The following is a 26,727-nucleotide window of genomic DNA, read 5'->3' as shown; positions in this document are numbered from 1 at the left end:
CTCACAAGTCTCTAAATCTCTTTCAATTTTTCGAGATAGGCACTTAATTCTGCTTGGGCGTCTAGTGTTGGGCCTACTAGCTTGCAACTAACAATGGTTGGTAAAGACTCCTAGCAAAGCAAAATCCCCTGCAAACTATGCTTGCAGGGGACTTGTGTGTTATTCTTGTACTTCTTTCTGAGCGGCCTTTCCTTGCTCTAGAAGGGCTTGGACGATTTTCTCATCGCGTAGTTTGACGGAATCGTTGATCATTTCTGCGGACTTGACGATGGTTGTTTCTAGTTGGGCACGTTTCTGACGTCCCAACTCAATAGCTGCGACGATACCTTGGTTTTGAGCGACCAGACTTTCAGCCAATTTGGTAACCGATTCGACAGCGACTGTCGGGCTTTGGGCAATTCGTTCCATCTGTGGAATCACTTCCTTGCTGGTCTCAGCTAGCATCTGAAGAGCAGCATTATTGGCATTGACAATGGCATCTGCCACGACACCTGATTTCATGGATTGTTGCAAAATACCCAGTTGGGCAATCGAAAGTTTCATTGTCGGAATGGTATTGCGACGAAGCATGCCCAATTTTTGGCGCATATCAGATGACACCTTCACCAGATTACGCATCTGAGGTGTTGTTGCCCAAGCAACATAGAGACGACTGACATACTCCGTGTGCTGTTGTTCGAGGGTATTGACCACTTCAGCCATGCGGGCCAATTCTTGAGACTTGGTTTGGTATTCTACCGTACTTGTATCAAGTTGGTCAGCTTGAGCTTTTAGTTCTGCAGCGCGGTTACCAGCTTCTGTCTGGCTAGCTTCGATAAAGGAAATCACTCCCACTAGATTTTCAATGGATTTGGTATTGTCCTCAATCAACATTTCAGCAGAGACGATATTTCGAGCTAAGACATCTTCTTGCTTGACCACTGCGGCAGCCATACCATCGAGCTTTTGCTCCACTGTTTTTGAGTCAAAGTAAAATTCCTGTAGGGTATTCTTGCTCTTGTTAAACAAGCGTTGCAAAAAGTTTGGCTTCTCTTCTAACTCAGCAATTTCAGCGTTCTTGTATTTAACTACAAAGCCTTGCAACTCACGGTTGGTATTCTTGAGTAAGTCATCCACTTGGGGAATCTGCAATTTCTTTTGTTCTGACAAGATACGATTTACTGTATTGTTCACACCCTCTACAGCAGATTGTCCAAAATCCAAAAGAGCATTTTGATTTGTAACAAACTGGTCTACCAACTGGGGCACGTGCGCTTTGATTCCTTCTTGCTGCTCAGGGCTCAACTTTTCAAGGAAGGTCAAGGTCTTGTCTGAGCCAGTATTGGTCTCGATGATTTGGGTTGTTTTATCCACCTTAGCTACCGTATTATTGGCAATCTGGTCAATATCAAAATTAAATTCTGTCATAGTTACTCCTTTGTTTCTAACCTATTCTTTACGATCTTTTTCTAGGATACGCAGACTGATATCAAAATCACGCATATCTGTTTCATTGAGTTCTCTCAAGACTTGGTCCAGCTCAAGGTCAAATTGTTCGATGGCTGCTTTAGCTTGCTCTAAGCGTTCTTCTGCCCGATTATAGTTTTTAGGATTGGCCTTAATCTTTAAATAGCCTTCTAAAATCGTTTTGAATTTCTCCATCTTCAAACTATGAATAGCAGTCAATTCTTCCTTATCCCCTTCAGCAGAGGTAGCAATCTTGTCTAAAATGGCCTGATGGTCAATAGCAATATTGGCCAAGGTCTGGGATAATTCTGGAGCTAATTCCTCTGGCTCTGCATTTTCAAGATCAACCTGACTTTCCCTATCCAAACGTTCTAGCTGAACATCGATGTTTGCCCTTACTGTACGAACCTTTTTGTCAATACGGTTGTAGACATCAGCATCGATATAGGACTTGAGACGATCCGCCTCCTGATGGATTTCCCGCAGTTCGATTAATACTTGATTGGCCAGACTCTTATAGGAATCTGAGCCTTTTTCTACTAAAGTTCCCTCTAGTTGCTGAATATCTTTGTCCGCCTGGCGAATCCTAGCTTTTAAAAGCTCAATCCGATCATCGAGAGAACGATCCTGCAAAAGAGGATAACGCCAACGCTTGTAGAGACGGTAACCGCCATAACCCAGTAGGACACAAGCCGCAAGCGGAAGAGCATATTGAACCAAGAGTCCCAACAAGAACAAGAAGCCCCAAAAATAGAGACATCCTTTCCAAAAACCATTACCCGATTTCATAAACATTCCTTATTTTCAATTTATAAGTCTATTTTAGCACAAAAGAGCAAAATAAGGGCGGAAATCCCCTAGAAAAGAGTTGATTTCTTTGCTGTAGAATGGAATCTAGGAGCGCGTGTTCTCATTTCAGTAGAGCGAACTCAAACCACAAACACACTCTGAGGAAAGATCAAAACAAAAGCTTGAAATATCGGGGGTTATATGTTAGAATGAACTTACAATGTGAGTAAAGTTACAGCATATGTAACTAAAAAAACCCCACCGTGCCACCGATGGGGTTTTTTGCTACCCTCTAAAAGGGTTAACCATTACTTTTTACGTTTCTTAAGCCATAACTTGAAAAGCTCAGATAACACGTTAATCAGTAACGGAGCTAGAAACACTGTGAGTAAAGTTTCTAACATATGTAACACCTCCCTTCCTTAAAGTGAGGGGGCCAAAACATTATATCACACCAGATTTATATCATCAACATCGCTTAATTCTTGGCATAGATAGACTTAGATACGCAAATAATCTTACTAGCAAATCTCTAAACAAACCCAGAAATCAACGTTTTAAGATAAAGCAAAAAGCCCACTGTTGTAGGCTTTCTGTAAGATATTTCTTAAAATTAAAGCATTTTGTTATCTTGCTGGATTTAGATAGAGAAAAGTAGGCCTAAGCCTGCTCTAAATCTAACTTGATTTTCTCAAAAACTATTAAATTTAAATAAGCTGAGAAAACATAAAGGGTAACAAAAAGGGGACTTAAATTGATGAGTTCAGTAAGCAAGTAAATCGCACCTGTCAAAGGTGCTTTTTATTTTACTTTCACACCTTTTTCTATATTTAGATTGTAAAAGCGCCTAGATTGTTCTAAGCGCTATGTTTTACTAACTGTTTTACCTTTTCATAGTAAGGCGTTAGGAAATTGATAAATCCTTGCTTATCACTTGGGTCATGTTCCTCTAAGAACATCATCAGCTCAAAGTCATTGAGAGCGTCAAACATTTCAGGGTTTTCATTGTCCCAAGCCTCGGCAAAGTCTTCATCTTCTCCAAAAAGAGCGTTAAACTTGAAGGAGAAATCCCAAAAATTATCAATCTGACCATTGACAGCTTGCTCTAACATGTCTAAAACTTGTTGACTGTATTTCATAACACTAGACCTCTTTTCTTGAGTTCAGCCATCATAGCCTCTTCATCTTCTTTTGAAAACGTGGTAAACCTCAAATGTGATAGCTCTTCGTCAGTCATTTCAGAAGGGATTAAGGGAGCAGGCTTTTTAAGATTCCAGCTGCTTACTTGTTTTAACGCTTCTTCCAAATTCATAGACTTTACTCCTCTCTTAAATCCATTTCTAAAACTATGCCACCCTTGTTTTCTTTCACACTGATTATATCATATTTAGAATTCCAAAGTAAAAAGGTCCCCGATAGACTAACCTGCTACTTTGCTTTGCTTGTAAAAATGTTATATACTTAAATAAAGGAAGTAATCTTGTTCCCCTTGTCCACTATGTGGTCGGAATGATGGTTACTTCTTTTTTCACCCTTATTATCTCAATATCCTTGTATTTAAAAGTTTTTTAGGCTATAATTAAATTAACGAATAGAGGTTTTCCATCTCCCCTTGAAACAGTTTATTCTGCGGTAGGAGGTGGGACACCTCTATTTGTCTTTTAAGTCAAAATGAGTTATAATTGAATTAATAAAGGAACTGGTTTGGCACCCAATGACCTATTTTAGGTCGGCTCCTAAGTCAGTTCCTTTTACTGTTTCGATTACCCCAAAGGATAGGCCTTTAATATTCTTGCGTCAGTTAGTTTTTTAGGTTATAATACAAGTAATGAGAGTTACTACCTCCTACATTAAAGGCTTCGGCTGTGGGGGGGGTGTGCTCTCTTTTTTTATAATTTCTAACCTCCGATTATACTTGTACTAGAAATTTTTTTGAGTTATAATTAAGTTAAGATAAAGGTGGTCTAACGCCCATGAAGCAGCTTGCTGTGGAGGCGGTGGGTCACCTTTATTTTTTTATCGCACAAAAGCCCCCAGAATCGTTTTTAAGGGCTTTTAGTTTATCCGTGGTGTTTTAGTCGTCTAGCACGAAATAAAGCGAAATACGGGCGAGTATGGGGAACTCTAAGCCCCATACTCTCCTAATTCCGTGGTAAAGTTAAATCAATCCCCATTTACCATACCTGCCAAGTGTTCTATAGCTGCCTTCTTTGCCCGATATATCGAAACTTTAGATTTACCTATTTCCTCAGCAACTCCCCAAATATCGAGATCATTCAAGTAAAAAAGTCTTAGGACAGAACGCTCAAGCGGATTGGCCAGCTTATCAATCAGCCTAGATATTTCCATTCTCTCTTCAGTAAGTCGCTCAATTCTCTGGAGTGTATCCTCTTTTAGCTTCAGAACACTTATAAGATTGTTCTCTGTCTTGTTCTCTCTGCTAGTCTGCACCCTGCTATGGCTTAGTGTTGTTTTTTTGATAATGCCACCTTCCAGGGCTTCCAATTCCAAATATAAGCCTTTGATCTCCTTGTTTATCCACTTAACGCCCTCTAGTTTTTCTTTTACTTGCTCTGGTGTCATGCCTCGGCCTCCTTTGTGATATAATAGTTTTAAGGAATAATTCATGAAGGGGTCAGCCGTGTGCTGGCTTTTTTTCATTTTCTCTATGTTCGCTAGTTTCTAAATGTCGTAACGTTTCGACATTTGGAAGTCCTTCTTCTGGTAGGGTTGCAATGAGATAAAGTACTGATGTGCCCAAATTTGGAATCTCTTCAGCTATTTTTATAAATCGTTCAACGTTGAACGATTTGAAAGTTGTTTTGCTGGAAGGGTAGGAGATTGAGGGCTGTACTACCTAAATTATTCAACGTTGAGTAATGTGGTTTGATAAGCAACTAAGAGACGTTTTTATCTCTCTTATTTCCTTGTCATTCTGCAAGCAATTAAGGTAAGTTATTTCTTTGCTTATCTGCTTATCATTTTGTAAGCAACAAATCCAAAATAACAGACTTTTAAATTGCTCTTATCTCCTTATCATTTGGTAGGAAAATAAGAGGGCTAAAAACTTCGCTTATCTGCTTGTCGTTTCTCAGGGAGTTAAGGAGGGTTTTTATTGCTCTTATCTGCTTGATAAATGATAGGGGATATAGCCACTTTCTCGGCGTTCGCTCGAGGTTCAAGCCATATAATCTTCTCTGTTCAAGAGCTATTTTCTCGGAGTTCGCTCGGAGTTCAACACACATAACCCTGCCATTTATCAGGCATATTTTTTGCCACTACCTCACCAAAACCTCACCATTGTAAAACTTCGATACCTTGCTAAAACCTTGCTATTCTATGGTTCTAAAAGTAGCTATACCTTGTAGTAACCTTGGGGTTCTATCACTAGAAAAAATCCCTGTACCTTATACTAATCTTATACTCCTTTAAATACGCAACCTCACCAAAACCTCACCCTTTTTCGGAACGCTCAAATCCGTCAAAAGTCTTGATATATCTAGCTTTTTTAACATTTAAACCGTCTAATATGTAGTATTTGTTTGTTTGGTAAATTGCACCCTACTACAAATTATCTGAGTGATCCTAACCCATTCAACCAAAAGCTATCCCCTTTTCTGGTGTAGTTCACAAACTTTTGATAATGCTTATAATATTTGCCACGTTTCATATACTTTGGTCTTTCAGGAAAACTGTCAAACATATATCCGCCACGTCTAGGACTCCAATCTGGTTCTACCTTTCTAGCTTCCTTAAGTGCAAGCTCCCAGTAGTATTGGCAATCTGTCTTACTTCGGTTCAGTGTTGTCTTGTGTATTTTCTGGCATGATCCACAACCATATAGCAAAAGTCTCTTATAGAGTTTTCTGCATTGATTACCACAAATAGGACAGAGAAAGAAGTAGCGATTACCTCCCTTAGTCCCTGGTATACTTGCTAAATCAAAATGATTACTCCCAAAGGTGATATAAAGGTGATCTAGGTCTATTTCTAGTTTTCTACCGTCCAACTCAGCTATACCATGACTGATGTTTTTGTTTTTCATTGGTTTTATAAATGTCTCTATGGTTATTGATTTTATAACTTCCATTCGTTCAAAATACCCCTATATGGAAAAACCCAAAACTATTGACTTGATAGCAAAAAGGGGATTGCTCCCCTCTACACATTTGTTTAAAGTATTGCGTCCATATTGTCGTCTAGATAGTCAGATTCTAAGAAGGTAATCAACCCTTCAACCCGTAGCAATACGGCGCTCGGATCACTTATTAGTCTGTCGTAATTCAAATCGTTTACACCCCTAGAAAATTTATTTAAAAGGTCTGTTGTTCTTGTTCGGTTGTCTACAGGGATATATTGCGCTAATTCTGCACTGTCTTGAGTTCCATTACCAAAAATACCTCCTAAAGCATTTCTGAAAAGCTCTAACGTTGTACGATCGTCTTTGTAATGGTCTATTAGTGCTTTTCCAGTGGATACGGCCAAAGCACCACTTTCAAAAAGTTTTACGGCATTTTGCACTGCTACTTGGTAACCAGAATCAGTCAAAGCTTTTACTTCCGCTTCGGTTCTCTTAGCCTCTTTATCTGGTAGTAGGTTGTCTGCAATTTTCTTCAGATCATCATAATAACCAGCATACCAAGCTTCGTATTTGAATTTAAGGGTTTCAAGTTCATTTTCTTTACCCTCTGCACTTAAAAATTGATTGTTCTGTATTTCTTCGATTTTTCCATATAAGTTTGAAATAGCACCTTTCAATGCTGACATCTTAGTAATAATTGTTTTTTTGTTCATTCTTTTTCCTCTTTCTAATTCTTTCAATCGTTGACAAGTATCGTCATGCTACGGTATTCCGTTTTTAAAACTGTTTTTTTCTGCTCGTATCAATCCATAAGGATTTTTGTATCATATCCACTCCTAACACCAAAACAAAAAGGACACCGAAAAAGCTAAATAGCTTAATCAGCGCCCCCGGTTGTTCCGATAGACTCTATTTTTTTGTTTCACTTCGTTGCAAGTATGAAAATCTTCCATCTTGAAAATGCAAGGCCACACTCCCAAATGTTGGGGGAGCCTCTACTTCTATTTTACCATTTTTCTGATACAAAATAAAGCCTTGCTTCAACAGTTCAACTAAATCATCCATACGATCCTCCATTTCTTTTTTCTTGATTTTCATTAATTTAGAGAGCTACGAGCCTCTTCTACTTGATTAAGTTGTAGTACTCATTGGCCTAAAGCGTTGATATTAGCGATATTTTCAACTATTCCAATGCTTTTTACTACCCTTTTTAGTGTACTTTAGCCTTTAAGCTACTGATTGAGTATCGTTTATCCTTGATAGTAAATGACTTGAAAAAGTTACCCTCTAGGCCTGTTCTAACACGGCTGGCCACTCGATCACTATACAAGCTAGCAATCTCTGAGCTGCTTAGATTTGTAGTAATAATAGTCTTGTCTCGGTTACTGAGAATATCAAAAATAAACTCTTCTTCCCAGACTGATTTACCTTTACTACTAGCGTTGTCCGATTTTATACCCAAATCATCAAGTACCAGGTAATCAACCTCTTTCAGCATTCTTGAGTAGTATCCCTCTTTGCTAGTAGAGTTAAAGCTCTCTCGAACTCGTCTAAGGATTTCGGTTAGATTGACAAATAGCACGCTCTTAGGCTCTCCTTTGGCCTTGTAGCCCTCGTTTATAGCCTTAGCAATAGCTACGCTTAAATGACTCTTTCCAATCCCTGTAGAGCCTGTAAACAAGGTATTCCCTGTCATACCGTCCAAGTATTTCTCTACTTGCCCTTTTGAAAACTCTAGTAATTGCTTTTCCTCGGCTGTTTCAGCTATGAAATTCTCAAAGCTAGCCTCTTTTAACTCTCTAGGGATCGTACTGTCTCGCATAAGCACATTATAGGTTTTTAGGTAAATCTCAGCGTTTAGGCTGTTATTAACTCCCTCTTGCTCTTGTCTATCAATTTGCTCCTGACAACATTCAGGGCAAAACTCTTGTATACTTCGTTCCTTACTGCCCCTCTTAGGTGTTGAAATTTGCCAATAATTGACCTTGTGAACCTCACACACCTTATCACTAATTTTTCTGTTGTTATATTGCTCAAATTTATCTTCCATTGTTTCCCCTCCTAAAATGGGTTTTCCTCTGTTCGTGTTTTTAGCCATTCCTCACGGCTAATAGGATCAGCTTGTTTAGGTGACTGTTTCAGCTTTTGCCTTTGTTCTTCATGCTGCTTAACTTGCTCTACTGTTTTAAGTCCTAGACCCTGCCAATTTGAAAGAATTGACCTGGTATATCTAATTGACTTACCAGCGTTTAGGATAGTTACCTCAAGAGCATGGATAACTAACTCTTTGCCATGGATCTCTAACAAGTCTCTCACTTCTTCTATCATTGTCCCATTGACTGACATTTGACCAAAAGCTGACTTTAATTTTTCAAAGATTGGATTTTCATGCTCGTCCTCGTCATTCTGACTTGACCTAGATTGACTTAGATTATCTTGACTTGACTTATATTGACTTATATTGGGTAAACCAGTGGTTTCCGTTTGGTTGTCCATTGGTAAACCAGTATATTTCTCAGGTGGCTTTTCTAGTAAATGCTTATAGATACTAGGACTGTATCTGTCTTTTCTAACAGTATTCTGCTCATGAAAATCCACAATAAAATAAACCATTTCATCATTAAGCGGCCTGATAAATTCCTTGACTATCAAAAGTCCTAGGCTATCCTCACTAACCCCTATCATTCTAACAACAGGGAAAGCCTCTACTACTCCATCATCATCTGAGTTTTGAATTAAATGAAAATATAGAGCCTGTGCCTCTAATGGTAGCCGCAAAAATCTCTGAGTTTGGGTTACTGTCTTACTTATCATTCTACGATTTCCCATTTCTGTTGCACCTCCTTGTTAATTCCCCTGATGATGTCATAATAAGAGTGACCAGCAGGAATGACATGGCCCTCTGTTTCAAATTCCACCCATTGCTCCACACCGTCCACAATTACCTTACGTAGATTTTTTATGACGGGTGTCCATTGTTCTTTTTTCTTTGTCATTATTCCCCCTAATCTACTGCAAGAAAATTGTATATATCGGTCTTGCGGTAATAAATCTTCTTACTGTTCTCAAAAGGCGACTGATAAGGCTTTAAGCCGTGTTTTTCCCAATTATTCAACGTTGTTCCGCTGATCCCTAACTTTTCTAGTAGATCAGCTCTAGCAATTAAGTCCCAGCCGTCATTATGCTGCTTTTCAAGCTCAAGCCTTTTCTCTAAGTGATCTCCCACTTTCTCCAGTAGCTCAAGCTCTGCCTCTCTTGATAATAGTTGCATATTGCACCCCTTTTCTAATTGTTCCGCTTGCCTGCTAGTTGAATATAACACCCATAGCAAGGGTTTAATTCCTCTCTTGGGGTTTCTATCATCTGTTTGCTTTCTCGCTCTATTTGGGAGCTTTTTTGGCGGTCTCGATGGTTCAAATAAAGTAGCAAGCCAATCAGTACCATCATGAAGATAACCGCCTGTGTATTGGTTAAATCTAGCTCGTTCATTTTAGTAGCCCTCTTTTTTGCAGATCAGCAACTACTAAACTACGTAAGTACATCCAAGTTGACGTAGTTACATGATTGATCCCATTACTTAAACCATTTTCTTTTATTACTTGATCTAAGAAATTGAATAGCAACCAGTCAGGAGCTTTTCCATGTTTTTCTGTACATTCCTCGTCATATCCTTTTAATTCTCCAAGCAAATTCTCAACATTCCTATTAAAGAAATCCTCATGACTTGCCTCTTGCTTTTTATATGCCTCAGATAATTTGTAAAACTGAACCCATAGCTGACTAATGTCCAACTGACAACCTTCTGCAATTTCTGCAGCTCCATCATGATTTTTAGCTTTATGCCAATCTGACAAAATATCTAGTTTTTCCTCAACAAGTTGTAGCTTTTTTTCAAATTCTTCAAAGTATGTGTTCATGTTTTTTCCTCAATCATATTTTATTTTCTACAGTTGCTCCAGGACCTTCTTCCAAAATTGGGAAAAAGTCATAGCACCTTTTTAATGCCTTTCCTGCCACTCTTATTCATACTCTGAGTCGCCAAATTGAAAGCATGAATAAGAACCAGTTTAAAGAGTTAGCGCTCTCTCGTTTGGGCACAAATCACAATTTTGTGATATAATTAAATAAATACCTAACTAAATCCCATACTTGCTATTTTGGTTTTAGTTGTTTAAGTGAAAAGCCTTGCTAGTTTGCCGACTGTTTAGGCTTTTTTTGTTGCTCAGATTTCTTTTTGTGAAAGGTAGCAAGAAATCTTATAAATCTTCTACTAGCCAGTTCATGACTGCCTCATAGATACGCTTTGGAGCGTCATAGTCTCCATTTTCAACTTTGGTATAGGTTTGTGGTTTAATACCTAATTCCTCAGCTACAGCCTTTTTAGTCTGCTGAGCTTTAGCACGTTTAACACGTACCTTTTCAGCTAATTCCGTTGAAATAAACATACCAGCCCTCCTTTCTAAACAGACTTTTTTGTCTGTTTTCAAGTTTATAATACAGACTTTTTTTGTCCTTTGTCAAGTATTTTATTTTAAAAAACAGACTTTTTTGTCTTTTTTCTCCTTTTGTGTTATAATCGTTTTTGAAAGGTAGCAACAAAATGACAAAAAATAAACTTAAGGAGCTTAGAAAAAAAGCAGGCTTGTCTCAACTAGACATAGCAAATGAGCTTAATATATCTGTAAAGACTGTCTCACGTTGGGAAAATTTAGAAACAGATATTAAGCCGAATAAAGCAGAAGAGTTAGCAAAATTGTTAGGGGTAACTGTTCCTGTACTACTTGGTTATGGATATCAAGAACCTATTAAATACCTTGCTTGGATGGGCAATATACCAAAATTGAGAAAAGAAAAAGGTATAACTCAAGAAACACTCTCTAAAGAGACTTCTATCCCTTTAGAGCTTATAAAAGAGTGGGAGAATAATAACGGTAGCTACACACCAGAACAGTTAGAAATCTTAGAAAAATACTTCGAAGTCTCTACCCCAGAGATAATAGGATATTCCATTGCTCACTCAGAGCTAAGAAACGTGATAAATGAGCTTTCTGAGGATAGTAAACAAAAACTATTAACTTACGCTAAAGGTCTAAAAGCCTTGGAGGATTTCAATAAGGCAAACAACACCTAAAACAAACGAAAATAGGCCTATTCTCGTAACTCTCAGCGCCATATAAAAACAATATTCATAAATACTTAACTAAATCCCATACTTGCTTACTGATGTTAGAAAGGTATGACTATGAATATTACAGAATACAAAAAGAAAAACGGTGCTACAGTGTACCGTGCAAGTGTTTATTTAGGCGTTGATAAGCTTACAGGGAAAAAGGCCAGGACAACAGTCACGGCCAACACTAAAAAAGGGGTTAGAATCAAAGCCAGGGAGGCCGTCAATGCTTTTGCAGCTAACGGATATAGCGTAAAGGAAAAACCAACCATTACAACCTATAGGGAGTTAGTCGCTTTATGGTGGGAGAGTTACAAGAATACAATCAAACCTAACTCCCAGCAATCCATGGAGGGGATCGTAAGGCTTCATATTTTGCCTGTATTCGGCGATTACAAGCTAGATAAGCTCACTACTCCCATCATTCAGCAACAAGTCAACAAGTGGGCTGACAAGGCCAATAAGGGCGAAAAAGGAGCGTATGCAAACTATAGCTTTCTTAACAATATAAATCGCCGTATTCTCCAGTATGGAGTGACTATGCAAGTGATCCAGCATAACCCTGCGCGTGATGTCATTATCCCACGTAAGCAACAAAATAAGGAGCATAAGGTAAAGTTTTTCAGCAACCAGGAACTAAAACAGTTTTTAGACTACCTGGAAAATTTGGATCAGTCTAGTTATGAAAATTTCTTTGACTACGTCCTTTATAAAACCTTACTCGCTACTGGTTGCAGTATAGGAGAGGCTTTAGCTCTTGAGTGGCCTGATATTGACCTTAAAAAAGGCATTATCAGCATATCTAAAACTTTGAATAGATACCAGGAAACAAACACGCCTAAATCTAAGGCAGGTCTAAGAGAGGTTGACATCGATACAGCTACAGTATCACTCCTCAAGCAATATAAAAAACGTCAACAAGTCCAGTCATGGCAACTAGGCCGATCTGAGAGTATTGTCTTTACTCCTTTCACCACAAAATACGCCTACGCTTGCTTACTTAGAAAGAGGCTACAAGGTCACTTTAAAGCTGCTGGCGTTCCTGATATTAGTTTCCATGGTTTCCGACATACTCACGCTACAATCATGCTATACGCTGGCATAGAGGCGAAAGATTTACAGTATAGGCTAGGCCACTCTAATATCTCAATGACCTTGAATACTTATGTCCATGCTACCAAAGAGGGAGCCAAAAAAGCCGTCTCAATCTTTGAGGCAGCCATCAGCAATTTATAAATAATAAGGGTGCCCCATTTTTGGGCTACCCTATTACTATACCTAAAATTAGTTATGGGTAACTAAAAGGGTAGTAAAATCAAAAAAAGCACTCTAGGATAGAGGCCCAAAGTGCTTCGTTTCAAGGCTTTACAGCCTATCTTATTCAATAAAATATTACAACATTTTGTTGTAGAATTCAACGACAAGTGCTTCGTTGATTTCTGGGTTGATTTCGTCGCGTTCTGGCAAGCGAGTCAATGAACCTTCCAATTTTTCAGCGTCAAATGATACGAATGCTGGACGTCCAAGAGTAGCTTCTACTGCTTCAAGGATAGCTGGAACTTTCAATGATTTTTCACGAACTGAGATCACTTGACCTGGAGTTACGCGGTATGATGGGATATCAACGCGTTTTCCGTCAACAAGGATGTGACCGTGGTTTACGAATTGACGAGCTTGACGACGAGTAGTCGCAAGACCAAGACGGTAAACAACGTTATCCAAACGACGTTCCAAAAGAAGCATGAAGTTGAAACCTAGGATTCCGCCTTTGATTTTTGTAGCTTGTACGAACAAGTTACGGAATTGTTTTTCACCTACACCGTAAGTGAAACGAAGTTTTTGTTTTTCAGCCAATTGCAAACCGTATTCTGACAATTTAGAACGGTTGTTTGGTCCGTGTTGTCCTGGTACGTAGTTACGACGTGCCAATTCTTTACCTGTACCTGTAAGTGAAAGGCCAAGGCGACGAGCTTGTTTCCAAGATGGTCCTGTATAACGTGACATGTGAATGTCCTCCTGATATAAATAATATTTCGGTGGAAATAGTCACTTAGAAAGCCCTGATTCGTGCAGATGCCCTTCGCCTAAACAGCCAAGGTTACTTATCATAAGACACCTGTTGACGAGCTTCATGCTTTCCTGCTGATATTTCACACAAAATCCATTTTACCATAAATAGATGGATTTGTAAAGGGGGGTTAGGCTTTATTTTCATTTCCAGAGAGGTTAAGAAGGAGGGTAAAGGTGCTTCCTAGGCCGTACTGACTGGTAACTGTGATTTCTCCACCCAATTGATAGGCCAATTCACGCGCAATTGCAAGGCCTAAGCCATGACCACCTGTTTTCATGTTACGCGAAGTTTCGACACGATAAAGGCGTTTGAAAATATTCTCCAAGTCCTCTGGGGCAATGCCCTGCCCTTCATCGGTCACACTGATTGAAAGCTGGCTCTTCTCCAGTTTAGCTACCACCTCCAGCTTGGTTCCTGGAGCTGAGTATTTAAAAGCGTTATTGACCAGATTCACCAAGATGCGAGAAAGCTTGGCATAATCTCCTTCAATCCGGGCAGACTCTGGGATCACCTGCAAGTGAACATCTCGCTCCTCCTGCTCAATCAAGAACTGAAATTCACTCATACACTCAATCAAGAGCTGATCCAGAAAAATGCTGTCTTTACTAGTCGTCTCCGCCTGATTTCTAGCTGTGTTTAGGGTCAAAAAATTCAACTCTTCAACCAGTTTATTGAGTCTTTCTGTCTGGCGTCCAATGGTTGCTAGATAATGGGCTTGTTCTCCCTCCTTGATAACCCCATCCAAAATCCCTTCTACCGTCGCTTGAATCGAAGTAATGGGAGTCTTGATATCATGCGATAGCTGGGCAATCATCAAGCCCTTTTCTCGTTCGCTTTCTTCCAAGGAATCAAAGGTGGCCTGCAAATCATGGGACATTTCATTGAAAGCTTGCCCTAATTGCTGAAATTCTACAGGTCCTTGAACCTCCAGACTTGATGGAAAATCCTTGTCCGCTACCCGCTTGGCATGTTCCTTGAGTTTGCCCAATGAAGTAAAGACAGGCGATAGGAGAAAGAGACTAATCCCAGCACCGACAAGGCTGGCAACGATGGTCATGCCAAGCAAAAAGTAAATCTCGCTTTTCGCAATCAGCATTTTTTGAACAGCCCAAAAGACCACGATAATCGTTAGGAGTGTTGAAATGATATACCCCACTAAAATATAACTTTTTAATTTCATTAACTACCTCGTGCTTTCTCAATTTTGTAGCCCAAGCCCCAGACCGTTTTGATAGTAGGCGTTTCTGCACTAGCATGTTTAGCCAACTCCTGTCGAAGAGCATGAATATGAACATTCAAGGTATTGGTATCATCCACATAGTCTTCTTGCCAGACCTTTTCATAGAGATCTGTCTTAGAGAAAACGCGCTCTGGATTGCTGGCTAAAAGCCATAGAAGTTCGAAGGATTTGACTGTCAAATCAAGCGCCACATCTCCGACTTGGACCTCATGGCTACCGTGATTCATCCGTAAATCTCCGAGACTGACGACCTCTGTCTCACCTCCACGATGAAGGCGACGTAAGATATTGTGGACACGCAAAACCAGCTCACGAGGGCTAAATGGCTTGGCAATAAAGTCATCTGCCCCTAAGCTCAGGCCATAAATCTTGTCCGGCTCACTGGTCTTAGCCGTGATAAAGAGAAAAGGCTGATCTGGAGATTGATACTGGACCTCACTAATCAAATCATAACCATCCATCCGAGGCATCATGATATCTGTAATAATCAAATCAATCGCTTTCCGCTTGAAGATTTCTAAGGCCTCTACTCCATCATGAGCCACCAAAACCTGATAACCTGCCTGAACCAGATAGCGTTGATGAATATCTGTGATTTCTACCTCGTCGTCAACGAGTAAAATTGTCTTTCCCATCTGTCTCTCCTTTGAAAAAAACAGTGCTATACCACAATAGTATAACACTATTTTAATCGCTTTACGAACATTCTAATCGATATCTGAATTTTTCAAATCCTAGATAGAAAGTCTGTAGCTAGACTAGTTATTTTCCTCTTTTTTAGCTTTCAAACCGAGGCCACCTAGAAGTCCGGCCAAAGCTAATCCAAAGAATCCAAGAGTAGCCATTGATGTTTGCGCTTCACCGGTATATGGAAGCATGCCTTTTTGCTCTTTCATTTGATCAGCCATCATTGGATTTGACGCCTTGTTATTAGATGCCATCTTACCTTCATCAGACATTTTGCTTGAGGTTACCATAGGCTGGCTAGCATTCATGGTTTTGTCCTGCTCTTTGTTAGGCATCATCTTATCTTGGCTAGCAGCTGGCATTTGCGATTTCATCGGATTGAGAGACTTATACCCATTCAAGTTCACTGTCAACTCTTTTGTCGCTACCAAATTAGTTAAGTCAGGCTTGCCATCTTTTGCACCGTACACTTTGATAGTTGCCTTGTAACTTTGAGTGCCGTTTTGTTTTAACAAGTCTAACAAGTCTTTATCTGATTTGCCTTGAGTGCCGACCAAGTCCACTTCATAGAAGTAAAGGCCTTTGCCCAATTTTTCTACTGGTGGGAGGGCAGGATTTTTAGCTGAACCGTTGTCTGACCATGGAGCCTTGTCTGAGGCTTTCAAGATGAGACGAGTCAACATACCGTCACCAGCGAAGAATTCGTATGGAATAACTTGGTTAACACCGGCTGTAAATGGACCTGGGAAATTCGCTTTATCCAAGTAAGTGGCTGGAACATCTACTGTGTCTTTGGTATTATCGGCTACACCTTTTTGTACTTCAGCTGGAGTAGTTAGGCCGTTCAAGTTGACATCCAACTCCTTAGTCGCTACGAGATTTGTCAAATCGGCTTTGCCATCTTTTGCGCCGTACACTTTGATAGTAGCTTTATAGCTTTGAGTGCCGTTTTGTTTCAAGAGGTCAAGCAAATCTTTGTCTGATTTACCTTGAGTTCCTGCCAAATCTACTTCATAGAAATAGAGACCTTTGCCTAATTTCTCTACTGGTGGGAGAGCTGGATTTTTAGCTGAACCATTATCTGACCATGGAGCCTTGTCAGAAGCTTTCAAAATCAAACGAGTCAACATACCATCTCCGGCGAAGAATTCGTATGGAATTACTTGGTTGACACCAGCTGTGAATGGGCCAGGGAAGTTGGCCTTGTCCAAGTAAGTAGCTGGGACGTCTACTGTGTCTTTGGTATTGTCTGCCACACCTTTTTGAACTTCGGCTGGAGTGGTCAAGCCATTCAAATTGACATCCAATTCTTTTGTCGCTACGAGATTGCTCAAATCTGCCTTGCCGTCTTTGGCACCGTACACTTTGATAGTTGCCTTGTAACTTTGAGTGCCATTTTGTTTCAACAAGTCAAGCAATTCTTTGTCAGATTTGCCTTGGGTCCCTGCCAAATCCACTTCATAGAAGTAAAGGCCTTTGCCCAATTTCTCTACTGGTGGAAGGGCTGGATTTTTGGCTGAACCGTTGTCTGACCATGGGGCCTTGTCAGAAGCTTTCAAAATCAAACGAGTTAACATACCGTCTCCGGCGAAGAATTCGTATGGAATGACTTGGTTAACACCGGCTGTAAATGGACCTGGGAAATTCGCTTTGTCTAGGTAAGTGGCTGGAACATCTACTGTGTCTTTAGTATTGTCTGCCACACCTTTTTGTACTTCAGCTGGAGTGGTTAAGCCGTTCAAGTTGACATCCAAATCCTTAGTCGCTACGAGATTTGTCAAATCGGCCTTACCATCTTTCGCACCGTACACTTTAATAGTTGCCTTGTAACTTTGAGTGCCATTTTGTTTCAAGAGGTCAAGAAGCTCTTTATCTGATTTGCCTTGAGTACCTGCCAAGTCCACTTCGTAGAAGTAAAGGCCTTTGCCCAATTTTTCTACTGGTGGAAGAGCAGGATTTTTAGCAGAACCGTTATCTGACCATGGAGCCTTGTCTGAAGCTTTCAAAATCAAACGAGTTAACATACCGTCTCCAGCGAAGAATTCATATGGAATGACTTGGTTGACACCGGCTGTGAATGGGCCTGGGAAGTTAGCTTTGTCCAAGTATGTTGCTGGAACATCTACTGTGTCTTTAGTATTATCGGCTACACCTTTTTGCACTTCAGCTGGAGTAGTTGCTGGTTGAGCTTCACTTGCTTCACGGTCTTGTCCAGAAACTGTAGGCGCAGGATTTGTCGCAGGTTTAACCGCATCTTCTGTTTCTTTCTTAGATTCTGGTTTTGCTTGCACTTCTTCTTTTGGCGCTACCACTTGGTCTTTAGCAGCTATATCCGCTTTTTCTGGAGAGCTTGTAGCATCCAAGCTTGCTTTAAGTGTTGAATCTGCCTGTTCTGAAGGAAGAGCTGTATCGACTGCTTCTTTGAGAAGTTCTGCTGGTAAGTCGCTCTTTTCACCCACCGAAGCAGCGTCTGGTACGACTTGAGCAGGGGTTGGATTGACCACATCGGCACGTACAGAACTTGGTTGGCCAACTAGGACAAAGAAGCCACTAGCCACAACAACTGAGGCAACACCGACACTAAGACGGCGAATAGACCAACGAGTATATCTTTGATTTGGATTGAATTTCATAGGATTCTCCTTAGAGTTTTTCTTTATTTGATGACTCTAGTATAATCTCCTAAAATTAAAAAGGATTAAGAAAAAGTTAAAATTTTTCTTAAATCCCTCTTATAAAATACTTATATTAATTTTTTTACGAATTTAATTCTGCCAAGTCATCTAGATACTGGTTGTTAATAACCGCCAAGATATAGGCATCGGCTTTCAAGAGATCATTGGGACCAAATTGGACGTCCAGCGGTGAATTTTCTTGTTCACGAAACCCTAGGACATTGAGGTTGTATTTGCCACGTAGATCTAGCTGGCTCAGGCTTTGACCTGCCCAAACACTCGGAATCTTCATCTCCACGATAGACACATTTTTATCCAGCTGAAAGACATCAACATTGTTATGAAAGAGAATGGTCTGCGCTAGAGACTGCCCCATTTCATACTCAGGTGAAATCACCGAGTCAGCACCGATTTTTTCTAGCACCTTCTTGGCTGTCTGGCTTTTGACCTTGGCAATAACCCTTGGTACCCCTAGACTCTTACAATGCATAACTGCAAGCACACTCGACTCTAGATTTTCCCCTGTTGCCACTACAACCGTATCACAGGTATCAATTCCTGCGGTTCTGAGGAGTTCCTCATCTGTAATATCGCCAACAACTCCACGCGCCAAAACTGGCTCAAATTGATTGATACGCTCGGCGTGGTCGTCAATGGCAATGATATTCATATCTTGCTTGGCTAGGGCCGTCAGGACACTACTCCCGAAAATCCCCAAACCTAAAATTCCAATCGTACGATCTGACATAGTTCTTCCTTTCTTATCCAATACTAATATCTGCTTTCATATACTGAATCAAATCTTTCTTATCAGGCTGGTAATCCGCTAGACTGACCAGCAAGGTCAAGGGACCGATACGGCCAATAAACATGAGTACCATGACAATGCTGAGGGCTAGCTTGCCCAATTCTGGCGTTAAATTTGCCGTGACCCCAACTGTCGCAAGGGCTGAAATGGTCTCAAACATGAGATAGATAAATCGCGGTGTTCCTTCTGCCGTAATTCCCAGCAACATCAAGCCCAACAAGAAGGTCATCAAAAAGATAATGAAGACACTAAAGGATTTTTGGACTGTGCGAGCCTCAATAGTTCTCTGCGCAACATTGGCATGAGGCAAGCCCAGCAATTCACTACGAGCAAAGACCAACAAGACAAAGAAGGTCGTAATCTTGAGCCCCCCAGCCGTCCCTCCAGGCGCCCCGCCGAGAAACATCTGTAGGATATAGATAAATAGGGTCACAGGTCGAGCTTGAGTGTAGTCAATAGAAGCAAAGCCAGCCGTTCTCATGCTGACAGTTTGGAAAAAACTAACCAGTACCTTCTCTGGGACACTGAGATTGCCAATGGTTCCAGAATTGTGCCACTCTGTAAAGAGCGTAGCTCCTGTCCCAAACAGCAAAATCCCTGCAGTCAAGAAGAGGACCAACTTAGTATGGAAACGTAAACGACGTTTTTTCTTCTTGCCTAACTGGGTTGCCAAGTCAAACCAGACCATAAAACCCAGACCTCCCGTAATAATCAAACCAGCAATGACCAGATTGATTAAAGGATCCGTCTGATAATTCACTAAACTGCTACTGCCGAAATTATCAAAACCAGCATTACAAAAGGCGGAAATGGCTAAAAAGATAGAGGTAAAAATGCCTCGTCCCCAGCCAAACTCAGGAATAAAACGGAAACTTAGTAGGAAGGCGCCCAAGCCCTCCACCAGAAAAGTCGTCAAAAAGATGGACCGCATAAAAGACTTCAAAGACTTACTTTCCCCATAACTAAAACTCTCCTGAATGGTTTCACGACTACGCAGACTAAGCTTTTGCTTACCTTGGATATAAAAAATCCCGATAAAGGTCATGAGTCCCAGACCACCAATCTGTATCAAGAGCATACAAATCAACTGACCCCAAATATTATAGGTGGTAGCCACTGGTTGCGTAAAAAGGCCAGTCACACAGACCATAGACACCGTCGTAAAGAGATGGTCAAAATAAGTAGCCTGCGAACCACTCGCCTGAACAAGAGGCAAACTCAAAAGGAGAGAGCCTATAAAAATAACTCCAGCGAAACTTAAAAAAATGCGACGAGCAGGCGAAAGTCCGCCAAAGACCCTTTCAAGTTTTTTCACAAATAATTTGAATAACATACATCCATTGTACCATAAAAAGAAGAAGAGTAGCTAGATCTGAGAAGCTATCTCAAGACAGAGTTCCAAGGCCTTTTCGAAAGCTTCTGAACCCCAGTCACGACTGTCGTACTGGTCCAAGTCCGCAAGAGAATCTGCTGTAAACAACAACTCTCCCCAGAGAACGCCACGCAATTGAGCTACTGCCGCAAGTGCAGAACACTCCATCTCCACAACAGCACAGCCTTCCTCCTTGCGATAAGCTACCTTTTCAGCCGTTTCTCGGTAAAAGCCATCTGTCGTCCAGGTTATGACTTCCTTATAGGGAATCCCTTTGGCTTCCAAAACTCGCTCAATGGCAGCAATAGCCTCTGGCTGAATTTCCATATAACGAGAAGGTGCCACATAGTGGTAACTAGCCCCCTCATCTCGTAAAGCCCGAACCGGGACTAGAAAGGCGTTCTCCTCTATATCAGCTAGCACACCACAGGTACCAGTGGAAATGATTTGCTCCACACCGTAGCCAATCAACCAATCCATAAACTGGGCCGCTGGAGCGGAACCGACAGGAGCCTGGGCCAGACAAATTTCCTCACCCTTGTAGTTCACAACATAGACTGGATAAGTCTTGGTGGCAGAAACGAATTCGCCGACACAGTCCGCCCCTACTTCTCTCGCATAGCAGTCAATCTCCTCACCTAAAAATGCATAGACACACTTCTTGGGCAAGTGCAAGTCCAGCCCCTCGTGCTTGGGCATGATGACCGCCTGAGGATTGTCATCAAACTCTAAAATAGGAATCGCATGTTTCTGAATCATAACCTACCTCCTCTAATTTTGTACTATTGTATCAAAAGCTGGCCGAGTGTCAAGGAGGAGGCTGATAAATTGAGGAGAAAAACAATACAATCGCAACCAATCTCCACCAAGTCGAAACAACTTGCTTGACAAAAGCTTGACTTCATGGTTTAATATACCCCATAAGGGTATATTCGGAGGTGCCTATGTTTCACTTATTTACAAAAATTGACAGTATTTCTACCAGCGAGTTAGAAGCCAAACTCAAGGAACCGATTCAGCTACTGGATGTTCGGACGCCGATGGAATTCCGTAGAGGTCATATCAAAAATGCCAAAAATGTTCCTCTAACCGAAATTGGTTCCTACACACCAACAACAAAAGAAACACTCTATGTCATTTGTCATTCTGGTGTGCGAAGCAAACTAGCTGCGAAAAAGCTTAAGAAAAAAGGCTATGATGTCATCAATGTTCGAGGCGGTATGAGTGCTTGGACAGGTAAAATCATCTAGATGTATAAAGGAGAAAGTCAATGAAAATTATCATTGTCGGAGGAGTTGCAGGCGGTATGTCAGCAGCAACCCGCCTCAGACGTCTCATGGAAGACGCTGAAATCACTATTTTTGAGAAAAGTCCCTTTGTTTCCTTTGCAAACTGCGGACTTCCTTACTATGTTTCAGGAGAAATTGCAAACCGTGATAGTTTATTGGTCCAAACTCCTGAAAGTCTCAAAGCACGCTTTAATCTGGATGTTCGTCCTTTCCATGAGGTGATCAGCATTTCGCCAGCAGAGCACACTGTGACTGTGCGACACGATGGACAGGAATTCACAGAAAGCTACGACAAGTTGATCCTCTCCCCAGGAGCTAAACCATTTGTTCCTACCATTGAAGGTTTGGCAGAAGCTAAGAATGCCTACACGCTCCGCAATGTTCCCGATCTCGATGAAATTATGGCAGCCTTGGACAATCATCCAAAAGAAGCTGTCGTTATCGGTGCAGGCTTTATCGGACTTGAAATGGCTGAAAACCTGGCAAAACGTGGCTTGCAAGTCACCATCGTGGAGAAAGCTCCCCATGTCTTGCCACCATTAGATCAGGAAATGGCAGCCTTTGTCCAAGCAGAATTACTGGCAAACGGCGTCCGTGTTATCACTTCTCAGTCTGCGACTCGATTTGAAGACCAAGGAAAAATCATCGTTCTAGAAAATGGTCAAATGATCACTTCTGACCTCACCATCCTTTCTGTTGGTGTTGAACCTGAAAATGGACTGGCCAAAGCTGCGGGGATTGAACTGGGACTTAGAGGTGGGATTCTGGTCGATGAACATTACGAAACCAGTCAAAAAGATATTTTTGCAGTTGGGGATGCCATCGTTGTCAAGCAAGAGATTACGGGCCAAGACGCCCTCATCTCTCTCGCTTCTCCTGCCAATCGTCAGGGACGCCAAGTCGCGGACGTCATCGCAGGACTCGGTCGTACAAACAAGGGCAGTATCGGCACTGCTATCGTTCGTGCCTTTGACATGACCGCTGCTTCGACTGGTCTCAGCGAGCATATCCTTAGCGTGAATCAACTTCCTTACAAGGCCCTTCATGTCAGTGGGAAAGACCACGCTGGTTATTATCCAGATGCTACTGATATGACCTTGAAGCTCCTCTTTGACCCAACCACTGGAAAAATCTACGGTGCCCAAGGAGTTGGGAAGAAAGGTGTTGACAAGCGAATTGATATCCTGGCGACTGCTATCAAGGGAAATCTCACCGTCTTTGACTTACCAGAATTAGAGTTCACCTATGCGCCACCATTTGGCTCTGCCAAGGATCCCGTCAATATGCTGGGCTACGCAGCCTTAAACCTTATCGAAGGTCTCAGCGACAATATTCAATGGTACCAGCTCGAAGACGAACTAGCTAATGGTAAGAAATTCCTAGATGTACGGACAAGTGGCGAATTCCAGAGTGGTCGACTTAAGGTAGACACTATACACATCCCCCTAAACGAACTACGGGAACGCTTGGACGAACTAGATAAGAACCAAGCCTACATCGTTAGCTGCCACAGTGGTTTGCGCAGCTATATCGCAGAGCGTATCCTCAAACAAGCAGGCTTTACCGTCCAAAACCTTGACGGCGCTTATTCACTATACAAAATGGCTAACCCAGAAGGAGTAGAATATGGAAACTAGTATCAGTATGGCTGACTTTTATGAAAAATATCAACATGAAAATCTAAATCTTATCGATGTTCGTGAAGTACATGAATTCCAAGCAGGACATGCACCAGGTGCCAAAAATCTTCCGTTAAGTACCTTGGAGCAAGGCTACAAAGAACTCAAACCTGACCATGAATACCATGTCATCTGTCAAGGAGGAGTCCGCTCTGCATCTGCCTGCCAATTTCTCAGTTCCCAAGGCCTCTCCGTTACCAATGTAGAAGGTGGCATGAATGCTTGGCCAGGTCAAATAGAATAATCAAAAGGAGCTGGGCAAAAACTCAATTTCAGGAGAAAGTGAAGTAAATCTCCCCACAATAAAACGCATACTATCAAGGTTTTCAACACCTGATAGTATGCGTTCTTTTATTTTAAAGACTTTTTCCAGCCTCTCTTGATTCACATTAAACTATTCTATTAGCAGAGATCTTTGCAACTCTCATCTCTTTATTTCCGTTTAATCAAGTATCGGATAGCCTTTTCTAGGCGTTCCTTTTGAGCTTCAGGATCATCTAGTGGCTGATTGATACATTCAGTAAGGTTTTCGGTAATTATCATCTCAATCACGCGCTCTACACTAGATTTCACTGCTGTCAGTTGCGTCACAATATCAGCGCAGTCACGATCTTCTTCAATCATCTTTTGAATCCCACGCAACTGACCCTCTGAACGTTTCAAACGAGTAATATACTTTGAATTTGTCATTTCTTTTTCCTTGCTCGATTTTTCTTCATTATATCTCTAATCAGCTTCTTTGTCAAAATTCTCGCCCATCCAGCTCACGCAGTTCTGTTGTCAAAGACTTTTCAAAAGGTAAACTAGCCATACTGATAATTTACTAGAGTTTTCTAGTTTTACCTTGCTAATCGAATACGAGTCACAATTCCATCTGGGTCTGTGATTTCCAACTGGCTCGATGTCAGCCATTTGATTGGTGCATCAACTTCTTGTGCTCGTTGCGCAATCGTTAACAGTTCTTCTTTATGTGCGACTTCGATGACATAGTAGGCCAAACCTGGCAAGCCTTGCTTACGCGGAGCTAGGCCTTTTCCTCCCCATTCATTGACTGCTAAATGATGATGGTAATCCCCAGCTGCAATCCAACTAGCGCTAGGCACACTGAATTTATCCTTTAATCCTAACACCTTTTGATAAAACTGGCTGGACTTTCGACTATCCTTGACGGAAAGATGGATATGCCCCATTCTCGTACCCTCTGCTAGGATAAAAGGATCTACTCTTTCCCCCAACTCATAAATGTCCTGCGCCGCAAGGGCTTCAGTCACCCCGATAATACGCCCGTCTTCTCGAATATCCCATTTGGAAAGCGGCTTATCCCGATAGAGTTCAATGCCATTCCCCTCTAAATCCTCCAAGTAAAGGGCCTCACTGTAACCATGGTCTGCACCGCCCACAAGAGGAATCTGTAAATCTGTCAGGTGTTTCAAGACATCCGCCAAAGACTTTCGTGTCGGTAAAAGAATGGCTAAATGGTAAAGACCATAATGTTCCCTTACTTCTCCGCTTTCTTGTGCGTGAATCAATTGTACCAAGGCTTTTCCTCCAAGTCCCAGAACGACCTCTGTCTCCGTTTGAGATAAGATTTCTAAACCAATAATCTGCTGATAAAAGGCTGTTTGACTCTCTAAGTCCTTCACATTTAAAACTGCCTCTGCCAAATAAATGTGGCTCTTGTATTCATAGGTCATAAATATTTCCTCTTTTATTGTAACTTTAATTATTACAACTATTATATAACTTCCATCAAGAAAGTCAAGCCAGACAACTTATAGATCATGATTCTGTAATCTTGTCTATATGGGATTAGAACGAGAAAATCTACAGAGAATTGACAATAAAACCACCGAAAATTTTTAACCAATGCTATGATAACTCTCATCTCAATCCCAAAAAGAAAAGGAGCGGATATGATATCCTACTCCTTATTCTTATCAGAAAATCTAATTAGAATTAGTCTTCTTTTTTCTTTCGAGCAACAAGTCCAAATCCACTCAAGACACCTAAAAGTCCAAGTGCTGCTAGGCTAGAGTTGGCTTCTGTACCTGTGTTAGGAAGTTCTTTTTGACCTTCAACATATTTAGGTGTTTCTGGTTTAGAAGCTTGTTGGCTTGGAGTTGATGGTTCAACATGCTTAGGTGTTACAGTTACTGGGACTTCTACCTCTACGATTTCTCCAGTTGGTAATTTAACCTTAACTTTAACAGCAGGTTTTACTCCTGGAGTTTCTGTTGTTGGGATTTCACCAATCTCTACGATTTCGGCACCTTTTGGTAACTCAACATGTTTCTTAACATCATCTTTGCCAATTGGAGTTCCAACCTCTACCACAATTGGAGTAACTTTTACTTTATCATCTGTCGATGGTGTTGATTTAGGAGTTACAATTACTGGTACATCCACCGTCACAGTACGTCCATCTGGCAATTCAACTACTACTGATACCGAAGGCTTAGTTCCTGGTGTTGTAGTCGTTGGAATATCACCAATTTTTTTAATCTTCCATCCTTCTGGTAAACCAACATGTTTCTTAACATCTTCTTCTGTTACCGGAGTTCCAACTTCTACTACGATTGGAGTAACTTTTGGTTTAACAATTACTGGGACCTCTACTGTAATTTGTTTACCATTTGGTAATTCAATTACTACTGGTACAACAGGTTTTACTCCTGGAGTTTCAGTTCCTGGTTTATCTCCGATAGAAACGATTTTCCCACCTTCTGGAATCTTAACATTTTTCTCAACATCTTCATTCGTGATTGGGTCTCCAACATTTTTGATGATATCGTTAATTGGTGTTACATTTACTGGAACCTCTACTGTGACTACTTTACCATTTGGTAATTCAACCGTGACTTTAACTGGATCTTTCTTACCTGGAGTTGTCAAATCTGGAATGTTTTCAACATTTGTGACCTTGCCACCTTCCGGAATCTTAATTCCTTTAGTGTAATCCTCTGGTGTTAATGGGGTAGAGGTGACTGGTGTCTCAATCTCTTTAACAGGTGTTACATTAACTGGGACTTCGACTGTAATCACTTTGCCATTTGGTAATTCTACCGTTACTTTAACTGGATCCTTCTTACCTGGAGTTGTCAAGTCTGGAATGTTTTCAACATTTGTGACCTTGCCACCTTCTGGAATCTTAATTCCTTTAGTGTAATCCTCTGGTGTTAATGGAGTTTTCGTAACTGGAGTTTCAATCTCTTTGACAGGCGTTACATTAACCGGAACTTCTACTGTAATCACTTTGCCACTTGGTAATTCAACCGTTACCTTAACTGGATCCTTCTTACCTGGAGTTGTCAAGTCTGGAATGTTTTCAACATTGGTTACTTTTCCACCTTCTGGAATCTTAATTCCTTTAGTGTAATCCTCTGGTGTTAATGGAGTTTTCGTAACTGGAGTTTCAATCTC

Annotated in this window: 30 protein-coding genes; 5 read left to right on the top strand and 25 right to left on the bottom strand. The window is 41.0% G+C overall.

The features are described 5' to 3' along the window. Window positions 1-159: 159 nt before the first annotated feature. From N8M66_RS07630 to N8M66_RS07560, 15 genes are all read right to left on the bottom strand, one after another. Window positions 160-1,407, bottom strand: coding sequence for a toxic anion resistance protein (locus tag N8M66_RS07630; RefSeq protein WP_261046634.1), 1,248 nt, complete (start codon window positions 1,405-1,407; stop codon window positions 160-162). Window positions 1,408-1,428: 21 nt separating this feature from the next. Continuing rightward, window positions 1,429-2,235 carry a hypothetical protein gene (locus N8M66_RS07625; RefSeq protein ID WP_261046633.1) on the bottom strand — a complete coding sequence of 269 codons (807 nt, stop codon included), beginning with the start codon at window positions 2,233-2,235 and terminating at the stop codon, window positions 1,429-1,431. An 857-nt stretch (window positions 2,236-3,092) separates the two neighbouring features. After that, the gene (locus N8M66_RS07620; protein WP_261046631.1) at window positions 3,093-3,374 is read right to left on the bottom strand and encodes a hypothetical protein; all 282 of its coding nucleotides are present in this window, start codon (window positions 3,372-3,374) and stop codon (window positions 3,093-3,095) included. Continuing rightward, window positions 3,371-3,547 (bottom strand): hypothetical protein, encoded by a 177-nt coding sequence (locus N8M66_RS07615; RefSeq protein WP_261046629.1) that lies wholly within the window; start codon window positions 3,545-3,547, stop codon window positions 3,371-3,373. Before N8M66_RS07615 ends, N8M66_RS07620 begins: the two co-directional genes overlap by 4 nt. An 851-nt stretch (window positions 3,548-4,398) precedes the next feature. Continuing rightward, window positions 4,399-4,818 carry a DUF1492 domain-containing protein gene (locus tag N8M66_RS07610; protein ID WP_261046626.1) on the bottom strand — a complete coding sequence of 140 codons (420 nt, stop codon included), beginning with the start codon at window positions 4,816-4,818 and terminating at the stop codon, window positions 4,399-4,401. 988 nt (window positions 4,819-5,806) lie between these two features. Further along, entirely contained in the window at window positions 5,807-6,316 is a 510-nt protein-coding gene (locus N8M66_RS07605; protein ID WP_261046713.1) for a hypothetical protein, read from the bottom strand. Window positions 6,317-6,408: 92 nt separating this feature from the next. Beyond that, entirely contained in the window at window positions 6,409-7,056 is a 648-nt protein-coding gene (locus N8M66_RS07600; protein WP_261046624.1) for a hypothetical protein, read from the bottom strand. 169 nt (window positions 7,057-7,225) lie between these two features. Then, the gene (locus N8M66_RS07595; RefSeq protein ID WP_261046621.1) at window positions 7,226-7,414 is read right to left on the bottom strand and encodes a hypothetical protein; all 189 of its coding nucleotides are present in this window, start codon (window positions 7,412-7,414) and stop codon (window positions 7,226-7,228) included. Between the two features lie 112 nt (window positions 7,415-7,526). Further along, window positions 7,527-8,366 carry an ATP-binding protein gene (locus N8M66_RS07590; protein WP_261046620.1) on the bottom strand — a complete coding sequence of 280 codons (840 nt, stop codon included), beginning with the start codon at window positions 8,364-8,366 and terminating at the stop codon, window positions 7,527-7,529. Window positions 8,367-8,377: 11 nt separating this feature from the next. Then, a complete protein-coding gene (locus N8M66_RS07585; protein ID WP_261046618.1) occupies window positions 8,378-9,145 on the bottom strand; it encodes a DnaD domain-containing protein in 768 nt (255 codons plus the stop codon). After that, window positions 9,127-9,312 (bottom strand): BOW99_gp33 family protein, encoded by a 186-nt coding sequence (locus N8M66_RS07580; protein WP_061865007.1) that lies wholly within the window; start codon window positions 9,310-9,312, stop codon window positions 9,127-9,129. Before N8M66_RS07580 ends, N8M66_RS07585 begins: the two co-directional genes overlap by 19 nt. Before the next feature lie 8 nt (window positions 9,313-9,320). Further along, window positions 9,321-9,587, bottom strand: a complete 267-nt coding sequence (locus N8M66_RS07575) for a hypothetical protein (RefSeq protein WP_061865008.1) — start codon at window positions 9,585-9,587, stop codon at window positions 9,321-9,323. A 14-nt stretch (window positions 9,588-9,601) separates the two neighbouring features. Then, a complete protein-coding gene (locus N8M66_RS07570) occupies window positions 9,602-9,805 on the bottom strand; it encodes a hypothetical protein (protein ID WP_261046610.1) in 204 nt (67 codons plus the stop codon). Continuing rightward, window positions 9,802-10,233 carry a hypothetical protein gene (locus tag N8M66_RS07565; RefSeq protein WP_261046606.1) on the bottom strand — a complete coding sequence of 144 codons (432 nt, stop codon included), beginning with the start codon at window positions 10,231-10,233 and terminating at the stop codon, window positions 9,802-9,804. Before N8M66_RS07565 ends, N8M66_RS07570 begins: the two co-directional genes overlap by 4 nt. Before the next feature lie 339 nt (window positions 10,234-10,572). Next, complete coding sequence (locus N8M66_RS07560; RefSeq protein WP_061865011.1) at window positions 10,573-10,761, bottom strand: helix-turn-helix domain-containing protein; 189 nt, start codon at window positions 10,759-10,761, stop codon at window positions 10,573-10,575. Between the two features lie 155 nt (window positions 10,762-10,916). Here N8M66_RS07560 and N8M66_RS07555 point away from each other — a divergent pair, with 155 nt between their 5' ends. Next, entirely contained in the window at window positions 10,917-11,447 is a 531-nt protein-coding gene (locus tag N8M66_RS07555; RefSeq protein WP_261046602.1) for a helix-turn-helix transcriptional regulator, read from the top strand. 111 nt (window positions 11,448-11,558) lie between these two features. After that, window positions 11,559-12,722, top strand: a complete 1,164-nt coding sequence (locus tag N8M66_RS07550) for a tyrosine-type recombinase/integrase (protein ID WP_261046599.1) — start codon at window positions 11,559-11,561, stop codon at window positions 12,720-12,722. Window positions 12,723-12,878: 156 nt separating this feature from the next. On the opposite strand, the gene rpsD is transcribed toward N8M66_RS07550, so the two are convergent. The 7 genes from rpsD to N8M66_RS07515 form a co-directional block, all read right to left on the bottom strand. Further along, window positions 12,879-13,490 (bottom strand): 30S ribosomal protein S4, encoded by a 612-nt coding sequence (rpsD, locus tag N8M66_RS07545; RefSeq protein WP_000092756.1) that lies wholly within the window; start codon window positions 13,488-13,490, stop codon window positions 12,879-12,881. Window positions 13,491-13,684: 194 nt separating this feature from the next. Beyond that, on the bottom strand, window positions 13,685-14,737 hold the full coding sequence (locus tag N8M66_RS07540; protein ID WP_261046595.1) for a HAMP domain-containing sensor histidine kinase: 1,053 nt from the start codon (window positions 14,735-14,737) through the stop codon (window positions 13,685-13,687). Continuing rightward, window positions 14,737-15,432, bottom strand: a complete 696-nt coding sequence (locus N8M66_RS07535; protein ID WP_261046591.1) for a response regulator transcription factor — start codon at window positions 15,430-15,432, stop codon at window positions 14,737-14,739. Before N8M66_RS07535 ends, N8M66_RS07540 begins: the two co-directional genes overlap by 1 nt. A gap of 123 nt (window positions 15,433-15,555) precedes the next feature. Further along, window positions 15,556-18,117, bottom strand: a complete 2,562-nt coding sequence (locus N8M66_RS07530; RefSeq protein WP_261046589.1) for an SSURE domain-containing protein — start codon at window positions 18,115-18,117, stop codon at window positions 15,556-15,558. Between the two features lie 124 nt (window positions 18,118-18,241). Beyond that, on the bottom strand, window positions 18,242-18,907 hold the full coding sequence (locus tag N8M66_RS07525; protein ID WP_001283909.1) for a potassium channel family protein: 666 nt from the start codon (window positions 18,905-18,907) through the stop codon (window positions 18,242-18,244). A 13-nt stretch (window positions 18,908-18,920) separates the two neighbouring features. After that, on the bottom strand, window positions 18,921-20,300 hold the full coding sequence (locus tag N8M66_RS07520; RefSeq protein ID WP_261046586.1) for a TrkH family potassium uptake protein: 1,380 nt from the start codon (window positions 20,298-20,300) through the stop codon (window positions 18,921-18,923). Between the two features lie 33 nt (window positions 20,301-20,333). After that, window positions 20,334-21,098, bottom strand: a complete 765-nt coding sequence (locus tag N8M66_RS07515) for a nucleoside phosphorylase (protein ID WP_261046585.1) — start codon at window positions 21,096-21,098, stop codon at window positions 20,334-20,336. 185 nt (window positions 21,099-21,283) lie between these two features. Between N8M66_RS07515 and N8M66_RS07510 the strand changes: the two genes are divergently transcribed. Genes N8M66_RS07510 through N8M66_RS07500 form a run of 3 tightly spaced genes read left to right on the top strand, consistent with a single transcriptional unit; the run spans window position 21,284 to window position 23,551 of the window. After that, complete coding sequence (locus N8M66_RS07510) at window positions 21,284-21,589, top strand: rhodanese-like domain-containing protein (protein ID WP_261046583.1); 306 nt, start codon at window positions 21,284-21,286, stop codon at window positions 21,587-21,589. 20 nt (window positions 21,590-21,609) lie between these two features. After that, window positions 21,610-23,265 carry an FAD-dependent oxidoreductase gene (locus N8M66_RS07505; RefSeq protein ID WP_261046581.1) on the top strand — a complete coding sequence of 552 codons (1,656 nt, stop codon included), beginning with the start codon at window positions 21,610-21,612 and terminating at the stop codon, window positions 23,263-23,265. After that, the gene (locus tag N8M66_RS07500; protein WP_261046579.1) at window positions 23,255-23,551 is read left to right on the top strand and encodes a rhodanese-like domain-containing protein; all 297 of its coding nucleotides are present in this window, start codon (window positions 23,255-23,257) and stop codon (window positions 23,549-23,551) included. Before N8M66_RS07505 ends, N8M66_RS07500 begins: the two co-directional genes overlap by 11 nt. A 188-nt stretch (window positions 23,552-23,739) precedes the next feature. Here N8M66_RS07500 and N8M66_RS07495 read toward each other — a convergent pair whose 3' ends face one another. From N8M66_RS07495 to N8M66_RS07485, 3 genes are all read right to left on the bottom strand, one after another. Beyond that, window positions 23,740-23,997, bottom strand: a complete 258-nt coding sequence (locus tag N8M66_RS07495) for a metal-sensitive transcriptional regulator (RefSeq protein ID WP_000185159.1) — start codon at window positions 23,995-23,997, stop codon at window positions 23,740-23,742. A 149-nt stretch (window positions 23,998-24,146) separates the two neighbouring features. After that, a complete protein-coding gene (locus N8M66_RS07490) occupies window positions 24,147-25,001 on the bottom strand; it encodes a VOC family protein (protein WP_261046576.1) in 855 nt (284 codons plus the stop codon). Window positions 25,002-25,263: 262 nt separating this feature from the next. Next, on the bottom strand, window positions 25,264-26,727 hold a 1,464-nt coding region (locus N8M66_RS07485), incomplete at its 5' end, for a Rib/alpha-like domain-containing protein (RefSeq protein WP_261046573.1).

Source organism: Streptococcus mitis, assembly GCF_946188585.1.
Lineage (GTDB): Bacteria > Bacillota > Bacilli > Lactobacillales > Streptococcaceae > Streptococcus > Streptococcus mitis_DG.
Note: the sequence above shows the minus strand (reverse complement) of the source record. Positions and strands in the feature narration are given on the sequence as shown.